Annotated in this window: 10 protein-coding genes; all 10 read left to right on the top strand. The window is 35.0% G+C overall.

Annotated features, from left to right (window positions below; translation table 11 throughout):
* The first annotated feature begins 21 nt into the window (after window positions 1-21).
* Window positions 22-1422, top strand: a complete 1401-nt coding sequence (gene nrfD / locus FLP_RS02785) for an NrfD/PsrC family molybdoenzyme membrane anchor subunit (protein ID WP_055096849.1) — start codon at window positions 22-24, stop codon at window positions 1420-1422.
* A complete protein-coding gene (locus FLP_RS02780) occupies window positions 1415-1939 on the top strand; it encodes a DUF3341 domain-containing protein (protein ID WP_065448006.1) in 525 nt (174 codons plus the stop codon). Before nrfD ends, FLP_RS02780 begins: the two co-directional genes overlap by 8 nt.
* Before the next feature lie 8 nt (window positions 1940-1947).
* Window positions 1948-2493, top strand: coding sequence for a c-type cytochrome (locus FLP_RS02775; RefSeq protein ID WP_065448004.1), 546 nt, complete (start codon window positions 1948-1950; stop codon window positions 2491-2493).
* A 27-nt stretch (window positions 2494-2520) separates the two neighbouring features.
* Entirely contained in the window at window positions 2521-3915 is a 1395-nt protein-coding gene (locus tag FLP_RS02770; protein WP_065448003.1) for a cation-translocating P-type ATPase, read from the top strand.
* Between the two features lie 19 nt (window positions 3916-3934).
* The gene (locus FLP_RS02765; protein ID WP_065448001.1) at window positions 3935-5119 is read left to right on the top strand and encodes a cytochrome c oxidase subunit II; all 1185 of its coding nucleotides are present in this window, start codon (window positions 3935-3937) and stop codon (window positions 5117-5119) included.
* A gap of 31 nt (window positions 5120-5150) precedes the next feature.
* A complete protein-coding gene (locus FLP_RS02760; RefSeq protein ID WP_065448000.1) occupies window positions 5151-6953 on the top strand; it encodes a cytochrome c oxidase subunit I in 1803 nt (600 codons plus the stop codon).
* A gap of 216 nt (window positions 6954-7169) precedes the next feature.
* The gene (gene ruvB, locus FLP_RS02755) at window positions 7170-8192 is read left to right on the top strand and encodes a Holliday junction branch migration DNA helicase RuvB (protein ID WP_065447998.1); all 1023 of its coding nucleotides are present in this window, start codon (window positions 7170-7172) and stop codon (window positions 8190-8192) included.
* 11 nt (window positions 8193-8203) lie between these two features.
* Window positions 8204-9550, top strand: a complete 1347-nt coding sequence (locus FLP_RS02750; RefSeq protein ID WP_065447996.1) for a cytochrome P450 — start codon at window positions 8204-8206, stop codon at window positions 9548-9550.
* Entirely contained in the window at window positions 9547-10473 is a 927-nt protein-coding gene (gene queG / locus FLP_RS02745) for a tRNA epoxyqueuosine(34) reductase QueG (RefSeq protein WP_065447994.1), read from the top strand. Before FLP_RS02750 ends, queG begins: the two co-directional genes overlap by 4 nt.
* Before the next feature lie 486 nt (window positions 10474-10959).
* Window positions 10960-13619, top strand: a 2660-nt coding sequence (locus FLP_RS02740) for an HYR domain-containing protein (protein ID WP_123921642.1), incomplete at its 3' end; no start/stop codon positions are given.

Here is a 13619-nt window from a genome sequence, read left to right as displayed (position 1 = left end):
TTAAGAAACATATAAAGGATTATGTCGTCTCACTACGAAGCACCCATTAGAAAACCTTTAGTTATAGGTGATAAATCTTATCACGATGTAACTGTAGATGTAGCTGCACCTGTTGAAGGTCCGGCAAACAAACATTGGTGGATTGTATTTTCAATCGCATTAATAGCCTTCCTTTGGGGGTTAGGTTGTATAATTTACACCGTATCTACCGGTATTGGAACATGGGGATTAAATAAAACAGTTGGTTGGGCCTGGGATATCACGAACTTCGTTTGGTGGGTTGGTATTGGTCACGCCGGAACATTAATTTCTGCGGTATTATTACTTTTCCGTCAACGTTGGAGAATGGCGATTAACCGTTCTGCAGAAGCTATGACTATCTTCTCGGTAGTTCAGGCAGGTTTATTTCCAATTATTCACATGGGACGTCCATGGTTAGCATACTGGGTTTTACCTATACCAAATCAATTTGGATCATTATGGGTAAACTTTAACTCACCATTGCTTTGGGACGTTTTCGCAATCTCAACGTATCTTTCAGTATCATTGGTTTTCTGGTGGACTGGTTTATTACCTGACTTTGCAATGCTACGTGATAGAGCAATAACACCTTTTAATAAAAGAGTATATTCTATCCTAAGTTTTGGATGGAGTGGTAGAGCTAAAGATTGGCAGCGTTTTGAAGAAGTATCTTTGGTATTAGCTGGTTTGGCTACTCCTCTTGTGCTTTCTGTACACACGATTGTATCGATGGACTTTGCTACTTCTGTAATTCCAGGATGGCATACAACAATTTTCCCTCCTTACTTCGTTGCCGGAGCGGTATTCTCTGGATTTGCAATGGTGAACACCTTGTTGATCGTTATGAGAAAAGTGTCTAACCTTGAAGCTTATATTACATTACAACATATCGAATTAATGAATATTGTAATCATGATTACAGGTTCTATCGTTGGGGTAGCGTATATCACTGAGTTATTCGTAGCTTGGTATTCAGGAGTAGAATATGAGCAATATGCGTTCTTGAACAGAGCTACCGGACCTTACTGGTGGGCATATTGGTCAATGATGACTTGTAACGTTTTCTCTCCACAGTTTATGTGGTTCAAGAAATTAAGAACAAGTATCATGTTTTCATTTATTATTTCGATTGTTGTAAACATCGGAATGTGGTTTGAAAGATTCGTAATTATTGTTACTTCTTTACATAGAGATTACCTTCCATCTTCTTGGACAATGTTCTCACCAACATTTGTTGATATTGGAATTTTCATCGGAACGATAGGTTTCTTCTTCGTATTGTTTTTATTATACTCTAGAACATTCCCTGTAATTGCTCAGGCAGAGGTAAAAACAATTTTGAAAGGAACAGGAGATAATTACATTAGAGAAAGAGCAAATAAAGATACACATCATGAGTAATAAAGTAATATACGCCATTTATAATGACGATGATATTTTGATGGATGCAGTAAAGAAAACCAGAGCTGCTCATCATCATATTGAAGAGGTTTTTACTCCATTCCCAGTTCACGGATTGGATAAAGCAATGGGTTTAGCACCAACAAGATTAGCAATTTGTGCATTTTTATATGGATGTGTTGGTATTTCTGTTGCAACAACCATGATGAGTTATATCATGATTCATGACTGGCCACAAGATATTGGTGGAAAACCAAGTTTTAGTTTCATTCAGAATATGCCTGCATTTGTGCCAATTATGTTTGAAATGACAGTATTTTTTGCTGCCCACTTAATGGTTATTACTTTTTATATGAGAAGTAGATTGTGGCCATTCAAACAAGCTGAGAATCCTGATGTAAGAACAACAGATGACCATTTTTTAATGGAAATTGCCGTAAATGATAACGAAGCAGAACTAGTTTCTTTTTTCGAAGGTACAGGAGCTGTTGAAGTTAAAGTAATTGAAAAGAATTAATTGTAGCTATGAAAAGGATATATAAAATAACACTTTTAGTTGGTATAACTATTTTAGTTTCATCATGCCACAATACTTCGGCACCAAACTATCAGTATTTCCCTAATATGTATGAGTCTTTGGCATATGAGCCATATTCAGAGGCAAAGATATTTAAAGGAGGAAAAGAAGGACAACTTCCTGCAGAGGGAAGTATCAATAGAGGTTTTGAGCCTTATGAATATGAAAATTCAACTGCTGGTTATGAATTGGCTAAAGCTAATTTAAAATCACCTTTGGATTCTATCGAAAGAAATTCCGGAAAGGGAAAAGAACTTTTCGAAATTTACTGTATCAGTTGTCATGGTGCAACTGGAAACGGTAAAGGTAAATTGGTTGAAAGAGAAAAATTTCTTGGAGTACCTAGCTATAAAGACAGAGAAATCACTGAAGGAAGTATCTTTCACGTTGAAACTTATGGTTTAAATGCAATGGGTTCACATGCAAATCAATTAAGTGCCCACGAACGTTGGTTAGTTGCTGACTATGTTCTAAAACTAAAAAGCCAATTATAATTGTTGAACAAACTGATCGTAATAGATATGTATACATTTTCAAGTAAATTAAAAACTTTTTCTATCATCCTAATGGCCCTTGGTATATTAGGAATTGGATATGGTTTTTTAACTGCTCCTAAAGATATTCAAGAAGTTGAGAAAATTCTAGCTGCAGATGCACATGGTTCTCATGGTGCTGCACATGAAGCAACAGCAGAAACTTCACATCAAGAAGCTGGACATCACGAGGCTGCTGAAGCTTCACATGATTCGCACAAAGGTGGTGAGCATGCAAAAGTTAATGCTGCTGATGAGCACGAAAAACATTTAACTCACGTATTGCACCAATTGCAAAATAAGCCTTGGTCAGCTTTATACGTAGCTTGTATTTTCTTCTTGCTGCTTTCTATGGGAACTTTAGCATTTTATGCTATTCAACAAGTTGCTCAGGCAGGTTGGTCTCCGGTTTTGTTTAGAGTTATGCAAGGGATCACAGCTTATTTGCCTGTAGGTTCTGTTATTTTCTTTATCATTTTAATTCTTTGCGGATTACACTTTAATCACATATTTGTATGGTTAGGTGAAGGAGTTACAGATCCTAATAGTCCAAATTATGATAAAATTATTGCTGGAAAAGCAGGTTACTTAAACTTTCCTTTCTGGCTTATTAGAGCAGCTATATTTTTAATTGGATGGAATTTATATAACTACTTTTCAAGAAAAAATTGTTTAGCTCAGGATGAGGCTAATGATGATCTTTACTACAAAAAGAACTTTAAGCTAACTGCTGGTTTCTTAGTTTTCTTTATTGTGTCTGAGTCTATTATGTCTTGGGACTGGATTATGTCGATTGATCCACACTGGTTTAGTACATTGTTCGGATGGTATGTATTCGCATCTTTCTTTGTAAGTGGTATTACTGCAATCGCATTAGTTACTGTATATTTAAAGTCAAAAGGATATTTAGAATATGTAAATACAAGTCACATTCACGATTTAGCAAAATTTATGTTTGGTATTAGTGTTTTCTGGACTTATTTATGGTTCTCTCAATTCATGTTAATCTGGTATGCTAATATTCCTGAAGAGGTAACATACTTCGTAACAAGAATTCAATTATACAATTTGCCATTCTTTGGTGCTGTAGTTATGAACTTTGTGTTCCCATTATTAATATTAATCAATACAGACTTTAAACGTCTTAGCTGGGTAATTGTAATGGCAGGTGTTGTTATCTTACTAGGTCACTATGTAGATTTCTTTAATATGATTATGCCTGGTACAGTTGGAGATAAATGGTTTATTGGAATTTCTGAAATTGCATCTATACTTTTCTTCTTAGGTTTGTTTATTTTTGTAGTGTTTACTGCATTAACTAAAGCTCCTTTGTTAGCAAAAAGAAATCCTTTCATTGAAGAAAGTAAACATTTTCATTATTAATATTTAAAGAAGTAAACAGATGACAAGTTTGTTGGTAATTATAGTTTTAGTTTTATTAGCAGTTGCATTATGGCAATTGACCAAGATATTTGATCTTACTCAAGTGGGATCTTCTTCGGACGATTCTCAGGTTGCATCAGATAATGATAATAATGTTCAGGGATATGTTATGTTTGGCTTTTTAGCTTTCATATATATATTTACTATTTACGGTTTACTAAAATGGGGTAATTTAGCACTTCATACTCCTGCTTCAGAGCACGGATTGTTGGTAGATAATTTAATGAATATTACTTGGGTTTTAATTTTTGTAGTTCAGTTTATTACACAAGGATTATTGTATTGGTTTTCTTTTAAAAACAGAGGACACAAAGATAAAAAAGCTTTATTCTTTGCTGATAGTAATAAATTGGAAGCGATTTGGAGTATTATTCCATCTGTAGTTTTAGCTTGTTTAATTCTTTACGGATTGTACGCTTGGAACAATATCATGTTTGTTGATAAAGACGAAGATGTAATTGAAATTGAATTATACGCACAACAGTTCAAATGGACTGCAAGATATGCGGGTAATGATAATGTTTTAGGAAAAGCTAATGTTCGTTTGATCGAAGGTATTAATACTTTAGGTGTTGATATGTCTGATAAAAACTCGGCTGATGATATTGTAGTTTCTGAATTGCATATTCCAAAAGGTAAAAAAGTACATTTCAAAATGCGTTCTCAGGACGTATTGCACTCAGCTTATATGCCTCACTTTAGAGCGCAAATGAACTGTGTTCCAGGAATGGTTACGGAGTTTGCTTTTATTCCAACTTATACAACTGCTGAGTACAGAGAGTTGCCGTTTATGGTTGAAAAAGTAGCAAACATCAACAAACTTAGAGCTGAAAAAAGCGTTGAGTTAGTTGCTAAAGGAGGTACAGCTTTAGATCCTTATACATTTGATTATTTATTATTATGTAATAAAATTTGTGGAGCTTCTCACTACAACATGCAAATGAAAGTGGTTGTTGATACTCCGGAAGATTATAAAAAATGGTTAAGCGAAAAAACTACTTTAGCTCAGGATATTAAAGCGGCAGCAGCTGCTAAAGCACCGGCTGAAGGAGCGGGGGCTACTACAGATAGTACAGCTAAAGATACTGTTAAAGCGGTAATTGATACCGTGAAAGCAGCTATAGCTAAAGTTGCTATGAAATAATATTTATTAAGAAAATTTAAAGTACACATATATGTCAGCAGAAGCGCACGGTCACGATCACGGACACGATCACGAGCACGAACATCATCATAAAGAAACGTTCATTACTAAATACATTTTTAGTATTGATCATAAAATGATTGCTAAGCAATACTTAATTACCGGTATCATCATGGGTATTATTGGTATTGCAATGTCCTTGCTTTTTAGAATGCAATTAGCATGGCCAGAGGAGTCTTTTAAAATCTTTAATGTTTTATTAGGAGATAAATTTGCACCTGATGGTGTAATGGCAAATGATATTTATTTGGCTTTAGTAACAATTCACGGTACCATCATGGTATTCTTTGTACTAACGGCTGGTTTAAGTGGTACTTTTAGTAACTTACTTATTCCACTTCAAATTGGAGCAAGAGATATGGCGTCTGGATTCATGAACATGATTTCGTACTGGTTATTCTTCTTGTCTGCTGTGATTATGTTGTCTTCTCTATTTGTTGAAGCTGGACCAGCTTCTGCGGGTTGGACAATTTATCCTCCATTAAGTGCCTTACCACAAGCAATTCCAGGATCTGGAACAGGTATGACTTTATGGTTAGTTTCTATGGCTATCTTTATTGCATCTTCTTTAATGGGATCTTTAAATTACATCGTTACGGTTATCAACTTAAGAACTAAAGGAATGTCTATGACTAGACTTCCACTTACAATCTGGACATTTTTCGTAACAGCGATCATTGGTGTTATCTCTTTCCCAGTATTGTTATCAGCTGCTTTATTATTGATTTTTGACAGAAGTTTTGGTACTTCATTCTTCTTGTCTGATATTTATATCGCAGGAGAGGTTTTACATTACCAAGGAGGTTCTCCAGTATTATTTGAGCACTTATTTTGGTTCTTAGGACACCCAGAGGTTTATATTGTAATCTTACCAGCAATGGGACTTGTTTCTGAAATTATGGCTACGAACTCTCGTAAACCAATTTTCGGATACAGAGCGATGATTATGTCAGTTCTTGCAATTGCATTTTTATCTACAATTGTTTGGGGTCACCACATGTTTATTTCAGGTATGAATCCTTTCTTAGGATCCGTATTTACCTTCACAACTTTATTGATTGCAATTCCGTCTGCTGTAAAAGCGTTCAACTGGATTACAACTTTATGGAAAGGTAACTTACAATTCAACCCTGCAATGTTATTCTCTATCGGAATGGTTTCTACTTTCATCACTGGAGGTTTAACCGGAATCATCTTAGGAGATAGTACTTTAGATATTAACGTTCACGATACTTACTTTGTTATTGCTCACTTTCACTTAGTAATGGGGATCTCTGCACTTTACGGAATGTTTGCTGGTATTTACCACTGGTTCCCTAAAATGTACGGAAGAATGTTAAACAAAAACTTAGGTTACATTCACTTTTGGGTAACGGCAGTTTGTGCTTACGGAGTTTTCTTCCCAATGCACTTTATCGGATTAGCTGGTTTACCAAGACGTTATTATACAAATACAAACTTCCCATTATTTGATGATTTACAAAATGTGAATGTTTTAATTACAACATTTGCTCTTGTAGGAGGTGCGTTCCAATTAGTATTCTTGTACAACTTCTTTAGTAGTATTTTCTACGGTAAGAAAGCAGTTCAGAATCCATGGAAATCAACAACATTAGAGTGGACTACTCCTGTAGAACATATCCACGGTAACTGGCCGGGAGAAATTCCTCACGTATACCGTTGGCCATATGACTACAGTAACCCAAATCACGATGTAGATTTTGTACCTCAAAATGTACCGATGAAAGAAGGTGAAGAAGTTTTACACCACTAAAAATATTTAAAAAAGACCATCTGAAAAGAGGGTCTTTTTTTTTGTATAATATCTAAATGATTTATAAATTCCAATATTTTAAAATTCCAAATCCCAAAAATACTAACATTGTTGGAATTTGGAATTTCTATTTAGAGCTTAAGGTATTGGAATTTCCTTTTTTTTATTTGAAATTTATCTATTTTACAAACTGATTACTTTGTCTATCTTTGTAAAATGAATGAGAACCTCGATCCCACTACAAATGGGTACAATCCAGAAGAATTAGATCTTGAAAAAAGATTACGTCCGCTGTCATTTGATGATTTTGCCGGGCAAGATCAAGTTTTAGAGAATTTAAAAGTTTTTGTTGCTGCAGCCAATCAGCGTGGTGAGGCACTTGATCATACACTTTTTCATGGACCTCCCGGATTAGGAAAAACAACTTTAGCCAATATTCTGGCAAATGAACTTGAAGTAGGGATTAAAATTACCTCTGGTCCTGTTTTAGACAAGCCTGGTGATTTAGCTGGTTTGCTAACGAATCTTGATGAAAGAGATGTTTTATTCATTGATGAGATTCACCGTTTGAGTCCAATTGTAGAAGAGTATTTATATTCGGCAATGGAAGATTTCAAGATTGATATTATGATTGAATCCGGACCAAATGCCAGAACGGTACAAATCAATCTGAATCCATTTACATTAATTGGTGCTACAACCCGTTCAGGATTGCTGACCGCTCCAATGCGTGCCCGATTTGGGATTTCATCACGATTACAATATTATACTACAGAACTTTTGACTAGTATTGTCGAAAGAAGTTCTTCTATACTTAGAATGCCCATCTCCTTAGATGCCGCTATAGAAATAGCAGGAAGAAGTCGTGGTACACCTCGTATTGCAAATGCTTTATTACGTAGAGTACGTGATTTTGCACAGATAAAAGGAAACGGAACTATTGATCTTGAAATTGCTCGTTATGCCCTAAAAGCACTGAATGTTGATGCGCATGGATTGGATGAAATGGATAATAAAATCCTGTTGACCATAATCAATAAATTTAAAGGCGGACCTGTTGGACTTTCGACTCTGGCAACTGCAGTTTCTGAAAGCAGCGAGACGATTGAAGAAGTTTATGAACCGTTTTTGATTCAGGAAGGTTTTATCATGCGTACACCGCGTGGTCGTGAAGTAACGGATAAAGCCTATAAACATTTAGGTAAATTAAACACTAACATTCAGGGTGGATTGTTTTAATTCTGATCAAAATGTCTGAAAATAAAAAATATAATTATCCAACCAGACTTTCAATATTGAGATTCTTTTTGGATGCAGAAGGTGTACGTAAAAATCCGATTCCTTTTCATAAAAGATATTTTGATCAGTTCGGCGATTCTTTTTCTCTTAAAATTGGTGTTTCAAAACATATAATTTTATCCAGAGATAATGAAGTTGCACAGTATATTTTACAGAAAAATCAAAAGAATTATCATAAATCAAAATTTCAATCGGTATACCTTTCAAAATATTTAGGAAAGGGACTTTTAACTGTTGATGGAGATTTTTGGTTGAAACAAAGAAGATTAATTCAGCCTGCATTTCATAAACAAAAAATGAATCAATTGGTTGAAAATATGAATCAGACTATTGCTTCAGAATTAGAAGATTTAGTAGAAGAAAAACCAATTGATCTTTTTCCTGTAATGAGTCAGTTAGCGTTTAATGTGGTGGCGAAGTCATTATTTCAGCTTTCGATTTCAGACGAAAAATTAAACAGAATAAAATTCATTATTGAAGAAGTCCAGAATTTCTTGATCAAAGAAATTAGACTTCCGCATAAAGCATGGTGGTTTTCATTAAGCGGTCAAGTAAAAAAACATCTGGAACTGGCTGAAGAAAATAATAGTATTATTCAGGAAATTATTGAAGAAAGAATGACTTCGAAAGAAGAAATTAATGATTTGCTCAATATGCTTTTGGAAACCCGATATGAAGATACAGGAGAGGGGATGTCTGTGAGTCAGTTGGTAGATGAAATTAAAGTTTTGTTTATTGCCGGACATGAAACCACAGCAAATGCTTTGACTTTTACACTGCATCTTTTAGGAAGAAATCCTGAAGTACAACAAAAGGTTTTTGATGAGATTTTAGCAATAGCATCTCAAACAAATGATCTTGTCGAGCAGCTACAGAAAATGACATATACTAATGCCGTTTTAAATGAATCAATGCGCTTGTACCCGCCTGCGTGGATTACCGATAGACAAAATGTTACTGATGATACACTTGCCGGTTATCATATAAAAAAAGAAACTCTTATTGGTGTTTCTTTCTACGAATTGCATCGAAACCCAAAATACTGGGAAAACCCGAATGAGTTTAATCCCGAACGATTTCTTGGAGAGCAGAAAAAACTTTCCATGCAATATTTTTATCCATTTGGTGCCGGACCCAGAATGTGCATCGGAGCGGGATTTGCTATTTATGAAATGTGTTTGACCATCGCTCAAATTGTAAAAAAATACAAGATCATATCCAGTACAGATACAGTTCTGTTCAATCCTTTAATTACATTAAAACCTGTTGGTGTAGAAGTTTCATTTTCGAAAAGATGAGTATTAATGCAAAAGAGACATATTCGAAATTTATAAAATCAGAAGCAAAACGCCTCGGTTTTCTTTCTTGTGGAATTTCTAAAGCTGGATTTCTGGAAGAAGAAGCTCCACGTCTTGAAAAATGGCTCAGCAATAATCATCATGGTCAGATGGCCTACATGGAAAATTATTTTGACAAACGCTTAGATCCAACTTTGTTAGTTGATGATGCCAAAAGTGTTGTTTCGCTTTTATTAAATTATTATCCCGAAGAAACTCAAACTGAGGATAGTTTTAAGATTTCAAAATATGCTTATGGTCAGGATTATCATTTTGTAATCAAAGAGAAACTAAAAGAATTTTTACATTCTATTCAGGAAAATATAGGCGATGTTTCAGGTCGCGCTTTTGTTGATTCGGCACCTGTTTTAGATCGTGCCTGGGCGGCCAAAAGCGGCTTGGGATGGATAGGTAAAAGTGGCAACCTTCTAACTCAAAAAGTAGGTTCTTTTTACTTTATTGCTGAACTTATTCTTGATTTAGATTTAGAGTACGATCATGCTACAACAGATCATTGTGGATCTTGTACTGCTTGTATTGATGCTTGTCCTACTCAGGCAATTGTTGCTCCTAATATTGTTGACGGAAGCAAATGCATCTCTTACTACACCATTGAACTCAAAGAAAATATTCCTTACGAAATGAAAGGAAAATTTGACGAATGGATGTTTGGTTGTGATACCTGTCAGGACGTTTGCCCGTGGAATCGCTTCTCAAAACCTCATTCAGAACCTTTATTTAATCCAAATCCGGAACTGCTTTCTTTTTCTAAAAAAGATTGGATTGAGATTACGGAAGAAACTTTTCGTGCTGTTTTCAAAAACTCCCCTATTAAAAGAGCCAAGTATGAAGGCTTAAAACGAAATGTAAGATTTTTGGAATAGTATTTAAAAATTAAATTACATTTTTCTTATTTTAAGAATCTTTATTTTGAGTATCAATTTGTAAGATTTTTTGCATTTTTATCTTGTTTCTATTTAAAAACAGACAATATGATAAAAAATTAAGAATTTTCTGCTGTTTTGTTATGAAATAGTTAATTTTTTTGCGTCTTCAGGTTAATTTTTGTGGATAAAAAGTGTAATTCAACGTTTATCTGTGTAGTTTGTCGACTAAAGTAGTTAGTAATTAGGTGTTTGCATACTTTCGCGCCTCCAAAACTACTAATTTAACCTAAGGACAATTTATTGTGCCTTGACTACATACATTTATGGCGCAAAAACTACTTTATTTTTGTAAAAATCCTAAAACTACTTTTTTAAGATTTTCAAAATCCATTTCACTTATTTTATCGTATCTGCTTCAAATTCTGGAAACCACAATAGGTTCTCTAGTATCCAATATTTTTATTCTTAAATTCACAGTTGTCTATGCGTAACTTTACTCTTAGTCAGTCTAAATTTTTTAGACTAATTTCTCTTGTTTTATTATTATTTATTACCAGTCAAACAAGGGCTCAGTTTTACACACAACACTTTATAGCTCCTGCACCTTGGCAATACTTTAGCAAGGCCAATGAGGTTGTAATCGCAACAGATTCCCCTTCGACAGTAAATATTACTTTAAAAAGAAGCGATGGTACTGTCGAGGCCAATTTAACGGCTAAAAAAGGAGAGCCGGCTATCTATAGATTTAAAGCGTTTGCAGCAACGCTACCTCTGAATCCATTAAACAAGGTTTTAAATGGAGCTGGATTAATTATAGAAAGTACCTTACCTACATCTGTCAATGTACGAAATATCGCATCTGATGATTATAAGGACAATGAAAATGCAGATGCTAACATAAAAGGAAATGCAGCCCTAACAAGCTTTGGTAATGCAGGAGTTGGTATACGGTTTAGAGTAGGATATTACAGAGATGGCTCTTTAGGAAATTTTGGAAGTTTTGGTGAGCAACGCCCAATTTATAGTATTATGGCTACTGTTAATAATACTTCTATAAAGATTAATGATAAAGTTGTAACTACATTAAATGCAGGACAAAGCTATTTGTTTAAAGCGGATATGGGGACTTTAGTAGAATCGTCAAATCCAGCTGTTATGAATACATCGGCTGCTATAGATATGCCTGGTGGGTGTGGTGACGGGGCTTCCAATCAAATTCCGCCCGAATCAGTTTTAGGAACAGAATATTTTCTTGAGCGTGGAACAGGAAATGATACAGCGGAACAGACTACTGTTGTAGCAACAAAAGATAATACAACTTTGACAGTAGAAGGTTATAATGCTAATGGAACTTTAGCATCAAGTAAGACTGTTACTTTAACGCAAGCAGGAAAATTTTACACTTTTGTAAATGGTGTTCCGGGTGTAAGTTTTACGGCATCTCATATTTCAGCAGATAAGAAAGTTGCTGTATATTCAGGGACTGCACAAAACTGTGAAGTTGATATTTCGACAATAGCACCGGTGTCTGAATGTGGAGGATCTAACTTTATCGAAACAGCAAAGTTTAGAAATTATCGTGGAGCGACCTTAGATTATTTTGGATATATTCTTTTAAGAAGTGCGACAGAGCCAGTAACGGTAAATGGAAAAGATATTACAACGATAGCTGGTGTCGGAGCTCGTTATCAAATAGGTTCAACGGGTTGGTACTTAATTAACTTCAATAGCAAACAAATTGGAGGACCGGATGTTCTTTCTATCGCAAGTAAGGCTAAATTAACAGTTTCGATAGTTCAGCAAGAAGGCGGGTTCTCTATGGCAGGTTTTTTCTCGAGTTTTGCTGCACAGCCTGAAGATCCTACAATGGCTTATGTTTCTGGAGGTGGATGTAATAATAATACTGCTACATTAACGACACCTTCAAATTTTGCGCCATATCAATGGTATTTTAATGGTGTTGCAATCACAGATGCAAATTCAGATTCTTATATAGCAACTAAAACCGGTTCATATTCAGTTGCTTCAACTTTAGCTTGTGGAATTCAGGCACAATCTAAACCTGTGAGTGTTACTTTATGTACTGATTTAGGAGTAAAAAATACTGTTGATTTTGCTACGCCATGTGTGGGATCTAATGTAGTATTTACAGTTGAATTAAGTAATTTAGGTGTTAATAATGCTACAGGAGTTTCGGTAAATGATTTACTTCCTACAGGTTATTCTTTTGTTAGTTCAATTCAAACAGTTGGTAGTTATGACTCTGGAACAGGTGTCTGGAGTATAGGAGATGTAAATGGAGGAGTTAAACATACATTAAAAATTACAGCAAAAGTTAATGCATCCGGAATTTATACAAATAAAGCGTGGTTACCAACTACAACAGCCGATAGTAATTTACATAATAATGAAGCTAGTGTTTTAACTACACCAAATCCGTTGCCAACTGCTTCGATAACAGGAACGTTAACTGCTTGTTTTACGACTACTTTAACTGCGGTAACGAATGCCACATCACCAGCATATGTTTGGTATAAAAATAATGTTGTAATTTCTGGTCAAACATCTTCTACGTTAGTTGTGAATTCTGATGGAGATTATAAAGTAAAAGTCACTAATTCTTTAACAGGATGTGAGAGAACTTCTGCTGCTTCTACAGTGAAAGTTAGTGATACAGATAAACCGTTAAAACCTGTTTTGGCAGACGTTACAGGTGAGTGTTCTGTAACAGTAACACCACCAACCACTACAGATAATTGTGCAGGAACTATAACAGGGAAAACGGCAAATCCGTTGACTTATAATACTCAAGGAACTTATACAATCACATGGGATTTTAATGACGGTAACGGAAATACAGAAACAGCAACCCAAAAAGTAATTGTAAAAGATACCCAAAAACCAATAATCACTTGTCCTGCAACTGTAGTAGTTTCAGCAGATGCAAATTTATGTACAGCATCGGGAGTACTTTTAGGAACTCCAACAACATCGGATAATTGCAGTGGAACAGTAACAGTAACAAACAATGCACCGTTAGTTTTCCCAATCGGAGATACTACAGTGACCTGGACAGCAAAAGATGCGGCAGGAAAGACAGAGACTTGTACACAAATTGTAAAGGTAAAAGATACTCAAAAACC

This window comes from Flavobacterium piscis (genome assembly GCF_001686925.1).
GTDB lineage: Bacteria > Bacteroidota > Bacteroidia > Flavobacteriales > Flavobacteriaceae > Flavobacterium > Flavobacterium piscis.
The sequence above is the reverse complement of the archived record's forward strand: the minus strand, read 5'-3'. Positions and strand labels throughout refer to the sequence as shown.

Bases quoted from the DNA above. Each gene is read 5' to 3' on its own strand.
- nrfD (WP_055096849.1), top strand. From the start codon at position 22: ATGTCGTCTCACTACGAAGCACCCATTAGAAAACCTTTAGTTATAGGT.
- FLP_RS02760 (WP_065448000.1), top strand. From the start codon at position 5,151: ATGTCAGCAGAAGCGCACGGTCACGATCACGGACACGATCACGAGCAC.
- FLP_RS02765 (WP_065448001.1), top strand. From the start codon at position 3,935: ATGACAAGTTTGTTGGTAATTATAGTTTTAGTTTTATTAGCAGTTGCA.
- FLP_RS02750 (WP_065447996.1), top strand. From the start codon at position 8,204: ATGTCTGAAAATAAAAAATATAATTATCCAACCAGACTTTCAATATTG.
- ruvB (WP_065447998.1), top strand. From the start codon at position 7,170: ATGAATGAGAACCTCGATCCCACTACAAATGGGTACAATCCAGAAGAA.
- queG (WP_065447994.1), top strand. From the start codon at position 9,547: ATGAGTATTAATGCAAAAGAGACATATTCGAAATTTATAAAATCAGAA.
- FLP_RS02775 (WP_065448004.1), top strand. From the start codon at position 1,948: ATGAAAAGGATATATAAAATAACACTTTTAGTTGGTATAACTATTTTA.
- FLP_RS02780 (WP_065448006.1), top strand. From the start codon at position 1,415: ATGAGTAATAAAGTAATATACGCCATTTATAATGACGATGATATTTTG.
- FLP_RS02770 (WP_065448003.1), top strand. From the start codon at position 2,521: ATGTATACATTTTCAAGTAAATTAAAAACTTTTTCTATCATCCTAATG.